At 30.9% G+C, this 18,084-nt stretch carries 17 protein-coding genes and 2 pseudogenes; 12 read left to right on the top strand and 7 right to left on the bottom strand.

Annotated features, from left to right (window positions below):
* Window positions 1–12: 12 nt before the first annotated feature.
* From MJG50_RS18975 to MJG50_RS18960, 4 genes are all read left to right on the top strand, one after another.
* A complete protein-coding gene (locus MJG50_RS18975) occupies window positions 13–441 on the top strand; it encodes a protein-tyrosine phosphatase family protein (RefSeq protein WP_240257342.1) in 429 nt (142 codons plus the stop codon).
* A gap of 20 nt (window positions 442–461) precedes the next feature.
* A complete protein-coding gene (locus tag MJG50_RS18970; protein ID WP_240257341.1) occupies window positions 462–737 on the top strand; it encodes an iron-sulfur cluster assembly accessory protein in 276 nt (91 codons plus the stop codon).
* 222 nt (window positions 738–959) lie between these two features.
* Window positions 960–1,286 carry a YnfA family protein gene (locus MJG50_RS18965; protein ID WP_240257361.1) on the top strand — a complete coding sequence of 109 codons (327 nt, stop codon included), beginning with the start codon at window positions 960–962 and terminating at the stop codon, window positions 1,284–1,286.
* Between the two features lie 17 nt (window positions 1,287–1,303).
* The gene (locus MJG50_RS18960) at window positions 1,304–1,768 is read left to right on the top strand and encodes a putative iron-sulfur cluster-binding metallochaperone (protein ID WP_240257340.1); all 465 of its coding nucleotides are present in this window, start codon (window positions 1,304–1,306) and stop codon (window positions 1,766–1,768) included.
* Window positions 1,769–1,903: 135 nt separating this feature from the next.
* On the opposite strand, the gene MJG50_RS18955 is transcribed toward MJG50_RS18960, so the two are convergent.
* Both MJG50_RS18955 and MJG50_RS18950 read right to left on the bottom strand, forming a co-directional pair.
* Window positions 1,904–2,503, bottom strand: coding sequence for a restriction endonuclease (locus tag MJG50_RS18955; RefSeq protein ID WP_240257339.1), 600 nt, complete (start codon window positions 2,501–2,503; stop codon window positions 1,904–1,906).
* 131 nt (window positions 2,504–2,634) lie between these two features.
* Entirely contained in the window at window positions 2,635–4,446 is a 1,812-nt protein-coding gene (locus MJG50_RS18950) for a TniQ family protein (protein WP_240257338.1), read from the bottom strand.
* A 71-nt stretch (window positions 4,447–4,517) separates the two neighbouring features.
* Here MJG50_RS18950 and MJG50_RS18945 point away from each other — a divergent pair, with 71 nt between their 5' ends.
* The 6 genes and pseudogenes from MJG50_RS18945 to MJG50_RS22410 form a co-directional block, all read left to right on the top strand.
* A complete protein-coding gene (locus MJG50_RS18945) occupies window positions 4,518–5,153 on the top strand; it encodes a TnsA endonuclease N-terminal domain-containing protein (protein WP_240257337.1) in 636 nt (211 codons plus the stop codon).
* Between the two features lie 9 nt (window positions 5,154–5,162).
* The gene (locus MJG50_RS18940) at window positions 5,163–7,208 is read left to right on the top strand and encodes a transposase family protein (RefSeq protein ID WP_240257336.1); all 2,046 of its coding nucleotides are present in this window, start codon (window positions 5,163–5,165) and stop codon (window positions 7,206–7,208) included.
* A gap of 12 nt (window positions 7,209–7,220) precedes the next feature.
* The gene (locus MJG50_RS18935; RefSeq protein WP_240257335.1) at window positions 7,221–8,207 is read left to right on the top strand and encodes a TniB family NTP-binding protein; all 987 of its coding nucleotides are present in this window, start codon (window positions 7,221–7,223) and stop codon (window positions 8,205–8,207) included.
* Between the two features lie 114 nt (window positions 8,208–8,321).
* Window positions 8,322–12,023: a P-loop NTPase fold protein gene (locus tag MJG50_RS18930; protein ID WP_240257334.1), complete on the top strand. Its 3,702-nt coding sequence runs from the start codon at window positions 8,322–8,324 to the stop codon at window positions 12,021–12,023.
* A gap of 564 nt (window positions 12,024–12,587) precedes the next feature.
* Window positions 12,588–12,812: a TniQ family protein gene (locus tag MJG50_RS18925; protein WP_240257333.1), complete on the top strand. Its 225-nt coding sequence runs from the start codon at window positions 12,588–12,590 to the stop codon at window positions 12,810–12,812.
* A gap of 105 nt (window positions 12,813–12,917) precedes the next feature.
* Window positions 12,918–13,334 (top strand): annotated as a pseudogene (locus MJG50_RS22410) (TniQ family protein); the annotation flags it as partial.
* Window positions 13,335–13,808: 474 nt separating this feature from the next.
* Here MJG50_RS22410 and MJG50_RS18920 read toward each other — a convergent pair.
* Complete coding sequence (locus tag MJG50_RS18920; protein ID WP_240257332.1) at window positions 13,809–14,186, bottom strand: HTH domain-containing protein; 378 nt, start codon at window positions 14,184–14,186, stop codon at window positions 13,809–13,811.
* Window positions 14,187–14,749: 563 nt separating this feature from the next.
* A complete protein-coding gene (locus MJG50_RS18915; RefSeq protein WP_240257331.1) occupies window positions 14,750–14,893 on the bottom strand; it encodes a hypothetical protein in 144 nt (47 codons plus the stop codon).
* A 418-nt stretch (window positions 14,894–15,311) separates the two neighbouring features.
* Between MJG50_RS18915 and MJG50_RS18910 the strand changes: the two genes are divergently transcribed.
* Window positions 15,312–15,842, top strand: a complete 531-nt coding sequence (locus MJG50_RS18910) for a hypothetical protein (protein WP_240257330.1) — start codon at window positions 15,312–15,314, stop codon at window positions 15,840–15,842.
* A gap of 9 nt (window positions 15,843–15,851) precedes the next feature.
* Window positions 15,852–16,079 carry a hypothetical protein gene (locus MJG50_RS18905; protein ID WP_240257360.1) on the top strand — a complete coding sequence of 76 codons (228 nt, stop codon included), beginning with the start codon at window positions 15,852–15,854 and terminating at the stop codon, window positions 16,077–16,079.
* Between the two features lie 144 nt (window positions 16,080–16,223).
* Here the strand turns inward: MJG50_RS18905 and MJG50_RS22405 are convergent.
* From MJG50_RS22405 to MJG50_RS18890, 3 genes and pseudogenes are all read right to left on the bottom strand, one after another.
* Window positions 16,224–16,424 (bottom strand): annotated as a pseudogene (locus MJG50_RS22405) (hypothetical protein); the annotation flags it as partial.
* A gap of 384 nt (window positions 16,425–16,808) precedes the next feature.
* Window positions 16,809–16,976: a hypothetical protein gene (locus tag MJG50_RS18895; RefSeq protein ID WP_240257329.1), complete on the bottom strand. Its 168-nt coding sequence runs from the start codon at window positions 16,974–16,976 to the stop codon at window positions 16,809–16,811.
* 277 nt (window positions 16,977–17,253) lie between these two features.
* Window positions 17,254–17,634 (bottom strand): hypothetical protein, encoded by a 381-nt coding sequence (locus MJG50_RS18890; RefSeq protein WP_240257328.1) that lies wholly within the window; start codon window positions 17,632–17,634, stop codon window positions 17,254–17,256.
* Between the last annotated feature and the right edge of the window lie 450 nt (window positions 17,635–18,084).

Here is an 18,084-nt window from a genome sequence, read left to right as displayed (position 1 = left end):
AGGAGGAGTACTATGACAACTAAGAATTATCATGAATTAATTAAAGACAGAATCTACGTAGGTGGTGCAGATGATGTCAACGATATGTTTGAAAATGAAAAAGTTGATGTTGTTTTTGATTTAAGAGCAGAATCTCCGAATGAAGAAACGGGATATAATCGTGTCCACAGTCCAATTGTTGACGAGGAAGAAAACCAAGAAGAATCTATTAAGAAATCCATTGATAATGTAGTAAATGCATATAACGAAGGTAAAAAAGTATATTTCCACTGCCAAGGTGGAAGTAATCGTACAGGTACAGTGGCGATTGGAGCACTGCTTGCTTTAGGTAAGGAAAGTACAATTGAAGAAGCAGAAGAAATTGCTAAAAAAGCTCGACCAAAAATTAACGTAAAGCAAGAAATGAAAGAAGCTTTAAAAAGAATCTATCCAAAAGGATAAAATTATGGGGGGAAATCTAGATGAAAATTACAGATGCAGCTAAACAATTATTAGAAAATGTGTTAAGTGAAAATAGTGCTGAAGGAATACGTCTTTATTCGGTGGCTGGTTGCTGCGGACCACAATTTGCATTATCTTTAGACGCACCACAGGAATCTGATACCATTGAAACCATTAATGGAATAAAAGTAGCGATTGATTCACAGATAACTGCAACAGAGGAACTTACATTAGATAAAGAAGAGAATCAAAATGGTGAAGGATTAGTGCTATTAGGCGCAGATAACTGTTGTTAATGGTTAAAAAAGTATATAAAGTTGAAGGCCAAGTTGTATGATTTGGTCTTTTTTTACATAGCAACAGATAATTTAAGCATGTAAAATGTCTTGATATTCGAAAAAGTAAACTAATACATTGTATTAGGTTAGTCAATATTTGTACTTTCTACTTAGAAGGTTAACTTAAAAAGAATAAGTTATAGTTCATAATATACAAAACTGTTTTAGGAAGTGGTTTAAATTCTATTTGCGATAATTTTATTTATACTTGCAGGGCTTGCTGAAATTGGTGGAGGATATTTAATTTGGTTATGGTTAAGAGAAGGTAAGCCATATTACTGGGGGATTAGTGGAGGAATTGCCTTAGCACTATACGGTGTTATCGCTACATTCCAATCCTTTCCGTCATTTGGAAGGGTTTATGCAGCCTACGGGGGAGTATTTATCGTACTGTCTGTTTTATGGGGATGGGGTGTTGATAAGAAAACTCCAGATTTATACGATTGGATAGGTGCTGGGATTTGTTTAATTGGAGTGTCGGTTATGTTATTTGCTCCACGACAATGAAAAGGAGAGAGTAGATTATGTCTGATTGTTGTTTGACAAATGAAGTAGTATCTGAAAATAATGTGAATGAGATATGTCCTTCTTGTAATATGAAAGGGAAAAAGGTAAAGATAATTACATTAAAATCAATGTTAAAACCAACAACATTAGATAAGCTAAATGCAGGTTTAACTCATTATTTTTGCTCAACAAAAGATTGTAATGTTGTTTATTTTGATATAGATAATAAAATGTACTTAACAACAGAAATTAAGGTTTCTGTTTATCAAAAGGATAGTACCTCTGTTGTTCCTGTTTGTTATTGTTTTAATTGGACTAAAGAAAAAATTAAACGATATATTGAAGAAGGACTAAATCCTAATCCAGTAGAGCATATACGTGAAAACATTAATGAAAACCGATGTGGTTGTGAGGTTAATAATCCTCAGGGAAGTTGTTGTTTGGGGAATGTAACCGGTTATATTAAAGAACTATCTAAATAAAACTTAATGGTCATAAACACAACTAGAAGTTGCCTTAGTTGATAAGGATTAGAAATATATAAATATTTTTATATTTAATGTTAATAACCACCCACTCACGTGTGGGTGGTTTAATATTTTTAGCTGTTTTTAATACTAAATAAGCTCTGGAATAAATTCTTTAATTTCTTGTTCAGCATTTCTCAAACCATCAAGCCAGAGTTCAATTAGTTTTACTCCATCAATTAGCTCGACATTTAGCCCATCTGCATATTCTCTTGCTGCAGAAGTGAATGAACCAGTTGTTATAACGTAACCTCCAATTGCCCCTTGTTTTATCATATTAGAGTGAATAAGTGCTATTGGTTCATATGAAAGGTCGCCTTGGTAACATTTTACTTGCCCTAAAAATAAATCATCTTCAGTTCTATGTTCAAAGTCGACACCAAAATCACCTGAAGGTGGAGAGACCCAAGTAGAGCCGCCTTTTGTTTTCTCTATGATTTTAGCAACAAACGATTCGAAAGTAATAGGATCTTCTTTAATATACAATACTGAATATTTTGGAGGATTTTCAGTGATTTCCTTTCGAAATCTTAAATATAATCCCATAGCTAAAGTCTTCTTAATCTCGGTATTTGAACCAATATGTTCAGTAAATAACGCAGTCTTTAAATCATTATTTTTTCTTGTAAAATAAAAATGTATAAACGCTACAAGTAAAACTAGAGCTATAATAGTTTCTAAATAAATCATATTTAATAGAGACCTCCTTTAAAGTAAGTAATAGCCCATATTAATATCATTTATACTACTAGATATAGCAGCACTATGTGTGTTGTTGAAAGGGTAATAAACTGTTATTTTGTTGTTCAAATAATAAAACTTTAGCATATTTCGTATTTTATCTCATTTCTATTAAATAATAGCCTTTTGCCATCATCGTAATCTGGCCCCGATATAGATTTCAATTTTCCCATACTGTGTCGTTTGAGAATTTGTTTTATATGGCGGTTTAATTCAAGTGATAATTCAAAGGTAGTGATATATTGATTGGTAAAATTCAAGAAATTATCTATTGGAACATTATAACCAGGGTTAGACAAAACTCCAAAACGTCCAGTCAGCATCCAATACTCAACATCTGACTTTTTAATACCTAAGATAAAGACTATATCCCTAATTGAGATATAACCACTATCAATACCTTTACTAATTATGTTTTCTTTTATGTGATAATAACAATCACGTTTTTCTATCAATGTATTTGTTAGTCTAGCTCCATATAATTTAAATCTAATTTTGTCTAATAACATTCCTTTTAAAATTGATTCTGCTTGGTGAGGACCACTCCATTGAAAAGCATTCCCTAAAGAAATGGGTGATTTAATATGTAAACTAGACTTTTCTTTTAGCTGTAATTCAATTTTATTAATCGATTTGATGGGAATTACCCAAGTACTTACAGCTCCAGTATTATAACAATGGATACGTTCTATTAAATCACTATTTAATAATGTAAATGTTGCTTTGGGGCTTGTTCCCCAATAGTTCATTACTTCCTCTTTGGTATAACTGTTCTCAAACTCGTCTAAAAGCTTATTCACTTCACTCTTTTCTGTAATGTTGAATTCTGACCCTTTATACGTAAACTGCTCAGATTCAATAAGGTTTGAGTGAAAAATACTACCGTTGAACTTAGAGTTTAAATGTTTAATCTCATCTGCTCTAATAAATTCCTTACCCTTTAAATTGAATTTTTTCGTTGCAAGAAAGTTTGTAACTTCCTTTGAGATTGGCCATAATTCAGTACCAATTAGTTTGGGTATCCCATACTTTAAGAAACTAATAAAAGTTTTTTCATTCTCTTCAGCCAACTCAAGAAAATGAAAAAATGCTGTTGGCCAGTTATCAATGATATTGAATGTGAAATTATATAAACAAATCGTTTGGTCGATTGTTTTATAGTTTTTTAAATGATGTCTTTCGAGAACATTTCCATCAAAAAAAATTTTATCTTTTTGAATTGAAAGGGTTTTAGAATTTATAAGCTTTGCAACCCACAATGACAGAAAATCTAAAGCTTTAAAAAAAGTAATAGAATTATTGATCCATGAATGTATGTAATCAAAATGGTTTTCAATAAAGATATTGTTTAATGTTCTTTGATATGTAAGCAACTTTTTGTTTTGAACAGAACTACTATGAGAATATGAAAGAATTTTGTTACATTTTGAGCAAATATTCTGTATAATATCCTTAATATTTATAATATTATGACAATTACTACACTTATCTAATAAAAATAGTTGATGTTCTAAACAAATAATTGATTGACTATTAATCCAAATCTTCCTTTGATAGACATCCTCTCGTAGACAAATAGGACAATATCGTGTTTTATCGTATAAAAACCACGGATTTTTCTTAACGTTTCTTACTTCTAGTCCTATCCTTTCAAGATCATAAGAGATAGATAAAGTTTTAGCTTGTCTAAATGGAATTCTTAATAAATTTGCGACAGCCTCAAGTTCATCACCTTGCAGCCAGTTAACCATATTCTTTATAAGTTTTATTGAATACCTGTAGTCAAGACAATCAAAAATCCAGCTTGGATTATCCATTAAATTTTGATTAGCAACTCTATACAAAAAGCTTAATAATGTCTCTTGTGCATAAGGTTTGGGATATATAAGCATGATAAAACCACCTAGATTTTTTATCCTATTTTTACCTTGTATAAACAAATTATGTAAGGAGAATTGGAGAGATGAATGGTTCAAGGAAGATTAAAGCAAGTAATAAACTCAGTACAAGAGGGAAGCACAGAAGTACAAAAATGTTTAGGATGATTCCCTGGGAAAGTACTTTAGAAAGAGACTTTATTAAACTTTTAGACTTTGATCAAACTGTTACATATTTTGAATTTCAACCAGTTAGAATAGATTACGCTTATCAAGGAAAAGAACGGAAGTATTATCCTGATTTCTTAGTACAAAAAAATGACTCTAAGATATATATTTACGAAGTTAAGGCTTTTGCAAAAAGATACGACGAACTAAATATAATCAAATTTCAAGTTGGTAAAATGTATTGTATGGAAAATAACATGAAGTATGTTGTAGTTACTGAAAAGGATATTCGACAGGGTTTTCTAATTGATAACTTAGATGTTCTAACCGAAATCCGAGAAGAATCAATAAGTGGAAGAGTAATGAATGAGATTCTACAAAAAGTAAATGACTTGGGCGGGAAAACTTCAATTTATGAATTAAAAAGGAACCTAGACCATATAGATGAAGCAGTTCTTGAATGTAGCATCTATCAATTAATTTACATTCATGAACTTTATGCAGACTTAATTTCTAATCTTATAAATGATGAATTAATCGTAGAAAGGAATTGATATTAAATAATGGCTGGCTATTATTTTGATGTTGGATCTAAATTTATGATTAATGACAATGAATATATGGTTCGAAGAGAATTTGAGTTAGATTATGAAGTAGAAAATTTAAACTACAAGAAGATAGAACTAATAAGAAAGAATGAATTATTGAATTTATGGTGGAAAGGCACCTTGATGTTTAGGATAAATAATGAAGAAGAGAATCTAATGAAAATTCATAATTTAAATGATTTAGATGACAAATCTAAAAAAGAAGCAATAGAACGATTTAAGATATTGGAACCTGTAATAAATGGAGAAATTTTACCTAGCGAAATAAAAACATATCTAAATTCCCTTGGCGATAGAGTTAAATTGTCCACATTTTATGAATGGAAAAAGAACTGGGATAAAACTGAAGACTTAAGATCGTTGGTTTCCAAAAAAACTGGCCCTAAAGGGGCAAGAACCCAGGGGAAAGTCCTTGAAATTTTGGATGAAGCAATTGAATATTATCTTAGCAGTGATGGGAAGTTTACACTCGAAGACATGTATTCCGAATTTACGTTACGTATAGACCAAGAAAACATAAATCGGGAAGCACATGAAAAATTAGAATATGTTTCTCGGTCAAAGCTCAGACGAAGGAAGATGGAGCTTATTGATATCTATAAGCAAGACAAGGAGAAATATGGCACAGTTTTGGCAAAATTAAAGAGAGATGGAACAAAGGAAGAAGTATTAGCAACAAGACCTTTGCAAAGAGTTGAAATTGATTGGACAACTGTTGATGTTATGTTAATTGATCCATCTAATTTAAAACCCAAAAGACCAAACCTAATATATGCTGTAGATAAGTATTCTGGTATCCCATTAGGATTCTTCGTTACATTTAAACCGGTAGATAGTAACGCTCTAAAGCAATGTTTAATACATTTAATCATGCCAAAAAACTATTTAAAAGGTTTATATCCACGTATAGAAAATGAATGGGTTGCACATGGAATACCCCATTCAATTGTAGTTGATAATGCCAGTGTAAATGACTCCTATGAATTTGAAGAGGCATGCTATCAAGTTGGAATAAGGGAAGTACAATTCTGCAAAATTGATGCCGGGTATCAAAAAGCGACGATAGAGAGAGCTTTTAGAAAATTAAACACATTGTTTATTCATAATTTAAAAGGAACTACCTTTTCAAATTTTATCGAAAAAGGTAGATATGATTCGGAGAAAAAAGCATGTATCACAATGCAAGGGTTTATCTATATGGCCCATATTGCAATGGTTGATATGGTAGCCCATAACTATGAATCTAGAAGGGGGAATTCGCCTCATAATATTTGGATACAAGGAATAGAGGCCAACAAGCGGCTAAAATTGCAACTCCCAAGAAGCATCGAATCACTTAAGATTATGCTAGTTGCTGGATCGGAATTGAGAAAAATTCAACAACAGGGCGTGGTTGTTGAAAACGAGCATTATTACAGTAGAGAACTAATGGATTTAAAAAATGAACTTGAAAAGTATCATAGAGAAGATGAAAGAGTCAGGGTGCGATTTGACTTAAGTGATATGAGAAAAGTGTATGTATATGACCTATTCAATAAAAAGTACATAGTTGCAGAACAGACAGGTTTCAATAGAAAAAAGATAGATACTAATTTCCCTGTACCATATGAGGTACTTGAATTGGATTCTAAAGTAAAAGTGGAAATTAAGAAATCATTTAATCCTAGCAATAGAGCAATTTCAAAACGGAAAATTAAATTAATACAACAGGAAGATGAAAAGATCATTAGAAAATGGAATAGGGGCAAACAACCAAATAAAACAACGAGTTCATCATTTCTCACAGAAGCAGTTCTTAAGTCGGAAACTGAAATTGAAATGCCTTTGAATAATGATGAGATTACTATCTTAGAGAATAAAACATCCACTCAGAAAGCAAAAAATAAAGAGAAAGAATTAAGAAAGGATAAACAAGAGGCAAAGTTCACTTATATGGAAATCGATGATACAGATATAGATGAGATACCGACGTGGGGAATAACTATAAAAAAACAAGCATAGGATGTGTGATTTATGACTGATAGTGTAGTATATGACAAACTAAACGGCTTTCCAGCAAGTATGGAAGAAGTAAGAAGCAGGAGAGAGAAGGTGAAAACTTTAGTAGTCCCTCATCCTAGATATAGTTTTATAATGTCTAAAATTGAAGAAATGCACTTCTATTCCAAAGGATCTGTTCAACCAGAATCGATCTTTTTGTCTGGTGAAACAGGTGTTGGTAAAACTACTTTGTTAGAGGAATATAGAAATCGTTATCCAAGAAGTATAATTGATGGTTACACAATTGTGCCTGTACTTTATAATAAAGTCCCTGTTGGAGCTACGCCAAAATCAGTTGCAGCTAGTCTTTTAAGATCATTGGGAGATCCTGCATATGATAAAGGTACTGAAAATAGCCAAACAGCTAGGCTTTTATATTTTATTAAAGTGTGCAAAGTAGAAATGATTATCATTGATGAATTTCAGCACTTGATTGATCGAGAGACTAAGCATGTTTTAAATAAGGCTTCCGACTGGGTAAAGTCGTTTTGTGATGAAGCAGGGGTACCAGTAATATTATGTGGAATGCCGGAGTCACAAAAGATATTCGCTCATAATGCTCAATTGGATAGAAGGTTTGCAGAAAAGATTGATATGAATAGATTTTGTTACACAACAAGAGAGGAACAAATTGAATTCAGAGGATTCTTAAAGAGTATTGACGAGGAATTACCTTTTTATCATAAATCATTTTTAGCAGATAAGAAATTATCAGACAGGATGTTCTATGCTACAAATGGTGTTCCTTATTATGTTAATAAGATATTACTTGAAGCCACAACAATAGCAGCTAAAAGTGGAAATGATTCACTAGATGAAAATCATCTGCATGAGGCATTTAACATGTTGAAAATCTCAAATAGACCTCTTGTTACTAATCCTTTTGCAAATGAAGATTTTGATATTTTAGATGCATATGAATTGGAAAACAGAAAAAGATTAGATATAAAAATTAGCTAACACTATTACTATGTAATAGTGTTATTTTTAAAATTTAGAGAATTTAATTTTTGTGTTATATTATTAAGAGAATTGTAAAAAAATGTAGATGAAATTGGGGAGGATGGAATTCTTTTGAAAATCGTTAGCTCTTTAAAAGAAGATAAGCAAAAAGATAATGATAAAATTTATTTGAACGACTTACCATTAGAGGACAGTGCTAATGATAAGTTCCAAGCAATACAGGTTGCAGAAATACTAAAAGATAGTATACAACAATCTTCCCTTCCGTTGCACATAAGTTTACTAGGTAAGTGGGGGTCAGGAAAAACAACTGTCATTAAAATACTAAAAAGCTTACTACAAAAGAGTGATTATGAACTAAAAGTAATAAGCGTATGGAAGTTTGCTGATGACTCACCTTCACTTCATAGAAAAATCGTAAGGGAAATAGAAAGAAAATTGGATGCTGATAATCCTGAACTTCTTGATATTTCAACAACTAACGAGAGACAAATTCAATCCAATGGTATCCTATCTAACCTATTGTTGTTTAAGAGATTAGGAGACTTCAAGTTCATAACTTTGATTGCTGCTGCGATTTATATATTTTTACTAATTGTATTTTTTATGTTTCCTATTCGTTATCAAAGCATTTTAAATAGCAGTATATTACTTGCATTAACAGGATTATTTACACTGCTGATTTCAAGAAACAGCTTTTCTGTTTACTCTTTGATAAAGAATGTTCGAACAAATTTACCACTTAATTATAATGACCAATACGAAAATAGGTTTATAAAAGTAGTGGATAATTATTTGGGGATTGGTACAAATAAAAAGCTTATATTAGTATTTGATGATTTAGACAGATTACCTCCAAAACAGTTATATGGGGCTCTTAACACAATTAAAACATTCCTTGATTCAAATCGTTGTGCGTTTATTATTCCCTGTGATGAAGAAGTTCTAAAGAGGGAACTTAATGAAGCTTTTGAAAAGAAAGAAATGGATGATATTTTTGATGTTAAAGAGTACTTAAATAAGACTTTTGATATAACAGTAAGATTACCTAAGCTAGAACCGTCTAATATGTGGAGATATTCTCAAACACTTTTAGAGAATAATGAAATACTTTGGTTTAAAGAAAATAAAGAATACTACAAAGAACTCTTATCAATTTTAATTCATCCAGAAGTCCTAACCCCAAGACATGTAAAAAAAAATATAAATACTTTTGCAACCGATTGGGAGCTAGCTAAAAAGAGAGATGAAGTTAATCAAAGTAGGAGTTTTCTAACACTACACCCTAGAGAAATAGCGGTGTTCTCAGTACTTAAAACAGATTATAGTGATTTTTATAATTTAATTATTGAAAATCCCTTTTTAGTGCTAGATATGTATGAGACATCAACAAAAGAGAAATATAGGAATAAAATTAGTAACTTTGACAATCTATCGGGCTTCTTATCAAGAGTGGAGCATATACTTCCCGAAGATCCAAGACCATTTATATATTTTAATAATGTGGAGTTAAATCCACTCACAGGTAGAGCCGACCTCGAATTATTAAAAAAGCACATTTTGAATGGTCAATGGACTGCTTTTAAGGAGCAAGCAACAAAAGTCCAATCAAGTGATTTACGATATGTATTTACATCAGTATTTACAGATATAAGTTCTAATCTTGATTGTAAAAATGTTTTTTCTATAATTTTCAAAGATCACAAAGCAATAGATGTATTTGATGAAAATGATAAGATAAGATTACAAGAATTAATTAGGTTAAATCTAAATTTAATTACAGAACATGACATAAAAGAAAGTTTGCAAGTATTCAATAAAGTTGTTAATCATTTAAGTATTTGGAGGACCTTTGGAGAACTAATATATAATACGGAAGAAAAATTTCTTAACTTATTACAGGCAAATATAGAGTTTCCAGATTTAGTTGAGAAGTTGCAAATTAAAGACATTAGCAGTCTTTATGCCGAATATTCAGTTCAAATTGGTGAGCAGGCAAAGGATGTTTATTACGTACCAAACCAAATACTAGAATTACCTATTGATCACCCTCTGGTCAATAGTATCCCATGGACTTCCTCCTTGATGAACTGCCTTTCATTAATAACAAAAATTGATGAAATTGAAGACGAGGATGAAGAGATATACGACGAGCTGTACTCTAAGGAAGTAAAACGATTAACGTTTGGATTTATGTTATCCGACTGGCTACTTAGTGTAAAGGAGAAGACCAACCAGATAATTGATGTAAAAATAATTAATACATTTTTAATCAAATATAGATTTATAGAGTCAAATCAGTTAAAGGGTGTTGTTGGAGTTTGGCTAGAACTTTTTGAAGATAATCAGGAATCAGAACCACTTAAAGACCTTATTTCTCTAATTAAAACTAGATATTTCAACATATGCGAAAAGTATGAATTAAAATTATTAGGTGATGTTCTTTCAAATTTTAATAATGATGAAGATATTTATGACGAAATTTACGAAAACCTGAAGGCAAGAGTTAAGCATAAAAATAATCAAAATCTTTTAGCCTTATTAAATTACTTTAATAACACTAATGCTGTAAAAAAGTTTTCATTATATAATTATGATTTTAGTGAGACAGAGTTGAATGAACAAATGCTTAATATAATTATTAGTAGTGTGGATATATATAGTTCAGAGGACATAGAGACCTTTATGGAGAAGTCTACTAATAATGTATTTGAACAGGATCAGAGTACCTCTAATATAGCTTTTCTAAGGCTGATACGGGAATCAAGAGAATGGCTAAAACTTGCTAGAGAACAGAAAGATACTTGGTTTGGGGTTGAAAGTGAGGTTGATTGGTGGTTTAAATGGAGCGGTACTGGGAATAAATACTATGATAAATTGGAGATATATTTCGAGCTATATAGAGACCAAAAAGATGTCTGGGATGTCTTAATAAACTCGCTTGAAAGAATTATTCCTTATAATGATACACCGCATAATTTTGGAGCAAAACCCTACCGTGGAAATATAAGTTTATTTGTTAATAGCGCGTTTAAATTAATTTATAACAAATGTAATCATCAAAGTATGATGGAACAAATATTGAGTAAGTTAATAAACGTGAATTCTATATCGAATAGCAATGTAAAGATATCTATTTTTGAAATTCTAGATTCGGATATAATAAGTGAATTCATATCAAAAGCTTCAAATGTTATTTCATTAAGTAATAACGAATTTAATCAACTTATAATTAAATATGGTGAAACTAAAGATAGTACACATCTTTCAAATATTATTAAAAGATGGGGTTATTTCTCTAGGGATGAAAGAATAGAATTCACAAGTAGGATTGAAGAAGAAAAAGAAATACTTTTAGTGAAACACATTGAGGACCATCCCGAACTTATCTATATTTCAGAACTAAAAGATTATATCATTGAAGATGAAATTAAATTTTCAATTATGAGGGCAATAATAATTAGAGTAGACAAGGTGTTACTCAACCAATGGTTAATTGAGAGTGTAAATTTCTTTAATGAGAAAGGTTTAAGTAAGTGGAGGTGTTTAGCCTTTGATTATGGGATTCAGGTTAGGGATGATTTGCAACTACCGGATTTATCAGATGTGGAAAAGTTATTTACTTTTAAAGATGATCGTACAAAGATAGCTATAAAATTAATAACAAAATTTTATCCAAGAAGAGATAAGAATAAAGCTGAAATAAAGGAAATTAGAAAGAGGATTCTAATTTTAGAAGACAATAAAGAGTTCAAAGAACTTGTATATGAAGCGAAGGATAAATTTGGTTGGAGGAATACAATACTGGCTTAACTTATGATAATAATTGGAGTATCAACCTATCCTTGAATCTAACTTATCTTTGTTCACTACAAGTAATCAGGCGCATTTCAAACATGAAATGCGTCTTTTAAATATCAGTATTCTATTAAAAGATATAGATCGTAAATAAGGAATTCATTTTAATCTAACTTTTTTCAAAATGACATTCTGTACTCTAAAAATAAGTATAAAAGGTTTTTGAAATCAAGAGATTGATCCCTCTCACTTAAATAAAGGATACGTAAAGTTTTAAATTGAAGGATAAATTTATTCCGATTAATTATGAAAAACCTTTGTCTCGCTAAAGCAGATGATCCTACCTTCCAGAGAATTATGAAAAAACTTAATTACAGAAACATTGATTTATCAACAATACATTCCGATAAATTATGAAAAATTACAGTAGTGTAGTTTTTCATAGTTAATCGGAATCTGTTCATAATTCTCCGGAATGAAATTCATAATTAATCGGAATAATTTAATAATTCGTAGACTAAAAAACCCAACTACTGATATTGGCGGCTTGTAGTTGGATTTTTTAATGGAGTGTGTTAAATGGATAAACTTCTAATACGACCTAGTCCCTTTTATGATGAAAGTTTAAGTGGTTATATATCTCGGTTAACCACTCTTAACAGTTATGATCACTTTAGTTGGATATATATTAAAGCTGGATTAACTATGAAAAATGATGTTGCGATCGAATATACTGATAAAATTGCTCCATCAAGAATAAGTTTGACTAGTTTAAGTAATTTAACAGATATTTCTGAACAATAGCTTTGGAGCTTAACTTATTTTCCTCAATTTGGTGATCTTAACCTCGAAGTAAAAAATGGATCGTTAAAAAGTTATTTAAAAGCAAATGCACTCTATAGCAGAAAATATAATAAAGTATGTCCAATATGTCTTAATGAAAGTGTCTATTTTCGTAAGATTTGGGAGTTAACAATTTATACTGTTTGCGATATACATAGCTGTTTAATAATTAATAAATGCCCTCAGTGCGATTGTAAAATAAATGTGAGGAATGTCCCTTTAGGTATTTGTAAATGTGGTTTTGAATTAAAAAACAGTAACCCAGTTTTTATATCAAATGAAAATACAATTTTTGCAAAGTTCTTGGCCTCAAAGATAATTAATGAAACGGCTGGGTTTAAAAATAATTATTTAGAAGAAATGAATTTTGATATTTCGGTGTATTTAATTACTTGTTTTGCTAGATTTATAAAATCTGCTCAAAAAAGTAATTTAAGCTCAAAAGAGTTTAATTTTCTTGACATTTCTCAATTTAATAATTAATTCTGATGGGAAGAAATGCGCTTAAACTATTGGCAGGATAGTTCAACAAGGTATAGTTTTAAGTTCATCCACAATCGGGCTCTATTCTTGAATAACATAGGTGGAAAATGATCAAACTTTTTTATAAAAATCGCATGATTATCGGATTAACGCACGCTATAGTTTAAGTAAAAAATTCACAATATTTCGTGTAGGAGCATATAAAAAAGACGCCTTCTTACTAAAGAAAAGCGCCCTATTACAGAAGGTTTATTAAATTCAATCAATATATCAGCAATGGTATGGAACATATAATTTTTATCCAATAGAATGTACTAGGACATGAACCAGCAGATTTTAGAATTATATGCCATTCAGTTTTTTCTGTTTCACCTTGTGGTGACACTATATTCTCGAGATTCCCTAGTCCACTGGTTGGAAATTTCATCTTCAAATTATATAAAGTTGAAGAAAAACTATTACAAATACCGATTTTTAATCAATTTCATTAGTATACTTCCCTTTTAATACAAAATGTAGAAACATTATTCTGACAGCTAATACAAACTTTTTCTTTTCATTTAAAGATTCTGGATTGTTCAGAAACTCTTCAAAGTCTTTCGTATCTACTCCACCAAACGCAGCTAATGTAGCCTTACTCATACCTAAATTTCTGTGCATTAAGTCAAGTACATAATACACTCTTTGTGTTTCATTGATATCTTCAATTCGAGCCAAGAGAGTGCTTATTTCTATAGGTAGATAAGTATTCTTCAAATCGTTAGTAAATAGAATCTTGTTAATTAAATCGTCTGACATTTGATACTTGTTTTGTAATATAGCGATATTATCCTCTAACTTAATTTCTAACATTAAATAATCTCCTTTTTCTTATTATAAATTTTTTGAAAATTGTTGAAAATGAAAACATCTTATCTTGTAATAATATATAACAAAAATTGGGTCTATTACCTAATATAGTATAATGGTATTGCTACTGGGGTTACAATGCAATCACCCTATTTGGTATGGGAAGTTGAGCGCTAAAAAAAGGGTTATCTAGAAAGAAAAGAAAGTACATTAAAATTTCGAAAACGAAAATCGGTATGAACATATTCATATCGATTTTTTCTATTGTAATATGTTAATAAGCGGATAAAAGTGTTTAATTTGAATAAAGTTTGCTCAAAGACTTGTCCCTTTTCATACGGAAATCAACTCGAAATATAAAAATACCCCTTTTGAAAAAAATCTAAAGGGGTAAAAAAGTGCAACTTTTTTATAAACGGTATATCTTTCTTTCAAAGCTATCAATGCATCAAATTTCTTATTTAATATCAAATTCCTGTTTATACATAGAATTTTTTTGATACAGCCAAAAACCATGAAATAGTAGAACCTTCCATTCTTATCTGCCTTTTTTGCTCTTTCTTCTCTTAATTCTCTGATTTGTCTTTGTTCTTAATGACTTGCTGTAATACGTCAATCTTTGTACTGTTCTTCTTAGAGGTTCCATCGCTAATTTCGAAATTCTGATGCTCCGAATGCTTTGAGGAATTATTGCCGTTATCGATATCCATTTTGGATTAGCCTCCTTATGCTCATTGTATAATTCATTGATTTCATCCATGCTGTAAAAAACAATTTTGATGTCTTTTGTTACATTGACATACTCGTAGTCGACACTGGTAATTATACTTTGTTCCATGCAAGCTTAAAATAACTCTTGCCTGCTTATTTTCAATTCAATATCTCTTTCCAAAGATGTAGAGGTCTCGTCAAGAAAACCCTCTGTTAGTTTAATATTATCGGACAAGGAATAAATTGTAACAGGTCTCATTTCCTTTTCCAAAACAATATGTGTTTTCCACAAATTTGTGTAATATACGATCTAAATTAAAGTATTATACTTAGATTATTAATAGTTTTATATTGTTAATATATGTTACTAATGGTAGAATATCCTTGTAGTGAAAACTGTTGAGGGAGAGGGTGAAAATGAAAAAAATAGCTATATTTCTTTTTGTATTAATAATGATGGTGGGTTCACTTATTACACCTGCCAATGCTGAAGAACCAAATGATATAGAGCTTAATTTAGAGGCTACTGATATAGAGCTTACTGATATTGATCCAGGTGATGGGATTCTAAGCTGTGAAAGAAGTTTTTTAAGTAGTGATGGAGATTTATATGTAAACATGCAAGCAGCAGCTGTCGATAGTACAACACGTTCATTACAATGGGGATTCAGAATAAAAGAGTCCGCTCGAACTAAATTTGGTTCACAAGTAAAAGTAGAACTAAAAACTGCCAGGGTTAATAATAAAGATATAAATCCACCATATGCACCCCATACAAATAGTCCATCCTATAATTTTCACGGCAGTATGAAAAACTATCAGTTTAAAGGAATCGGTGGAGGCGGAACCCTTAAAAAATATGATTTAGTTTACTTTCATTTTACTGCATCATCAATACAAAACTATTGGGAAGTTACTTCTATTGAATTAAAATGTAGGGTAAGTTAAGACATGACTATTAAATGGAAAATTGAAGATATAATTTTTGAAACTCTATATGAAGCTGAAATCTGGGCCGATTCAATAGTAAATGAAATGTATGGTAGAATTTACGATGGATACGATACTCCTGATTGCAAAATAGCATATTCCTTAGCTTTTAGAATGGCATCAATAAACGAATGCAGAGTTTATACAAATTTCAATAAAAATAGATATAAAGTATGGGTAGCTTTCAATTCATAAAAAATAAAAAATAATCTGTACCCCTGAAAGGTTAATGTAAAAAAAGACTTAGCAGCGTTAAGAAGATGATCTATGTATTGTAAGAGGGTACTGAAAAAGTCCCTTTTTATTTGGAGGGGTAATTTCCGGTTTAGGTATTCGTTTTCAAGGGCGGCTCTTGATCTTCCTCGTTGTAGTTCTCCTGCATGGCCTCCCCTTAACTTTATATTGAGGGAACGTTTTAACTGCTTCTGCACGTGTTTTGTATTTATTGTGAAATATTAGTTCCTTCTTGATAACACTATGAAATGATTCAATACGAGCATTATCGTAACAATTTCCTTTTCTACTCATACTCGTTGTTAAGACTTCCCTGATTAGAATGATGAATAAGCCCTGGAATTGGATTCTGTGCTACCATGGCTCTCTTTAAAGCAGTTATGACTAGTCCTATTGTCATCGGCCCACTAATCTCAAAGCCTTATTCTTCTTGCATAATTCTAGTCAACGTTTTCTAAGAAACAGGTATTCCTTTACTGCTTAATTCCTTTGTGATTTTAGGGCTGCCATAAATGTTTCTAGATTCCATATGTGTCTTATTATTTTCTGTGGTTAGTTTTTCTTTACGTATTTTTTGAGCACTCTTCGAACACCTTTTCCATGCATAAAATCCACTTTTTGAAACACCTAGTACATCGCACATCTTCTCCACAGGAAACTTGTGTCTATGTTCTTCTATGAACCAATAAATTACTTCTGGTTTTTTGCAAAGATGTCCATAGCCTTTTTTAAGATAGCGTTCTCCTCTTCCAAATCAAGTAGTCTCTTTTCAGGATCCCGTACCGCTTCATCATCGGGTTTTAAATTACCACTTCCTACGAAAGCACTATCCTTATCTTCACTGAATTTTTTTACCAATTGTGTAGAGTCTATTCTGAGATATTTAATTCACGTGCCCCCTCAGCTATTCTCTTTCCGACTTCTACCATCTTTACATAGACTAGTTTAAATGCCTTCTCTTACTTTCCTTTTGTCATATTGGACACTCCCGATCAATAAATTGTTAGACGTTATTATACAATAATTTCTACCGATTTACTGTGTCCATTATTTAGACTAACATCAAAAGGTACAGGTTGAGGAATTTCCGTGTTTATTAAAAATTACTATAAGGAATCCAAATGATAGCAGAATTTTATCCCTCGACCATTTTAAGATAGGGGATTTCTTTATCATCCACAATCGCTATATATATATGAGTATTTGTCTCATAAATTTTAGTTCCAATAGGTAATTTATTTGCTGTAGAGTTTTTAAAATTATATGCTTGGTCTGAGTTTTTCTTTATTTCACCAATCTCTTTACCCACTACATAATCTTTTTTATATACCCTAGATATATTTTGTGCATTAGAAAAAACAATGTCATCTAGCATAAAAATATCTACATTATCCTTCTTTAGTAATTCTTTTGGGGTAGGGTTACCATTTATACACCCAGTGAGAATGATTAATAATAATGAAATAGATAGCAAAAGGATGATAAACTTACTTTTTTGGTAATTAATATTTATCACTATGATTCCCCTATTAAGTATGGTAAAAATAGGAAGGGTAAAATTTGCAATACCCTTCCTCTATTTAAACCATTTTTAATCTTATATTTTCTAAAATAACTAACTTGCTATTAATCTATCATATAAAATTAATAAATTGAATATTACGATTTATATATAAAAATTAAAGTCTTATTTAAACAAAGGACACACAGTATAGTTGATTAATTGAAGTCGTGCCAAAAGAAATCCTATACTATCTTGTAGTAGGAATTTTTTCATTTTCCGACAGAAGACTCCCTCTTCAATCATGTGATGGGCGCAGCGCAACGATAAGGGGGAGATGAATGTCTGTTGGCGGTAGCTAAAGTGATTTCCGTATGGTACAATTAGAACAAATGTTCCCCTTCGGTGAGGTGAAAACAATGCTAATCAACAAGGCATACAAATTCCGTATCTATCCAACTACAG

This window comes from Fredinandcohnia quinoae (assembly GCF_022427965.1).
GTDB classification, from domain to species: Bacteria; Bacillota; Bacilli; order Bacillales; family Bacillaceae_L; genus Ferdinandcohnia; species Ferdinandcohnia quinoae.
Note: the sequence above shows the minus strand (reverse complement) of the source record. Positions and strands in the feature narration are given on the sequence as shown.

Excerpts from the sequence above, each read along its gene's own strand:
- MJG50_RS18940 (WP_240257336.1), top strand. The coding sequence starts at position 5,163 with ATGGCTGGCTATTATTTTGATGTTGGATCTAAATTTATGATTAATGAC.
- MJG50_RS18920 (WP_240257332.1), bottom strand. The coding sequence starts at position 14,186 with ATGTTAGAAATTAAGTTAGAGGATAATATCGCTATATTACAAAACAAG.
- MJG50_RS18910 (WP_240257330.1), top strand. The coding sequence starts at position 15,312 with ATGAAAAAAATAGCTATATTTCTTTTTGTATTAATAATGATGGTGGGT.
- MJG50_RS18945 (WP_240257337.1), top strand. The coding sequence starts at position 4,518 with ATGAATGGTTCAAGGAAGATTAAAGCAAGTAATAAACTCAGTACAAGA.
- MJG50_RS18925 (WP_240257333.1), top strand. The coding sequence starts at position 12,588 with ATGGATAAACTTCTAATACGACCTAGTCCCTTTTATGATGAAAGTTTA.
- MJG50_RS18955 (WP_240257339.1), bottom strand. The coding sequence starts at position 2,503 with ATGATTTATTTAGAAACTATTATAGCTCTAGTTTTACTTGTAGCGTTT.
- MJG50_RS18970 (WP_240257341.1), top strand. The coding sequence starts at position 462 with ATGAAAATTACAGATGCAGCTAAACAATTATTAGAAAATGTGTTAAGT.
- MJG50_RS18950 (WP_240257338.1), bottom strand. The coding sequence starts at position 4,446 with ATGCTTATATATCCCAAACCTTATGCACAAGAGACATTATTAAGCTTT.
- MJG50_RS18975 (WP_240257342.1), top strand. The coding sequence starts at position 13 with ATGACAACTAAGAATTATCATGAATTAATTAAAGACAGAATCTACGTA.
- MJG50_RS18935 (WP_240257335.1), top strand. The coding sequence starts at position 7,221 with ATGACTGATAGTGTAGTATATGACAAACTAAACGGCTTTCCAGCAAGT.
- MJG50_RS18915 (WP_240257331.1), bottom strand. The coding sequence starts at position 14,893 with ATGGATATCGATAACGGCAATAATTCCTCAAAGCATTCGGAGCATCAG.
- MJG50_RS18960 (WP_240257340.1), top strand. The coding sequence starts at position 1,304 with ATGTCTGATTGTTGTTTGACAAATGAAGTAGTATCTGAAAATAATGTG.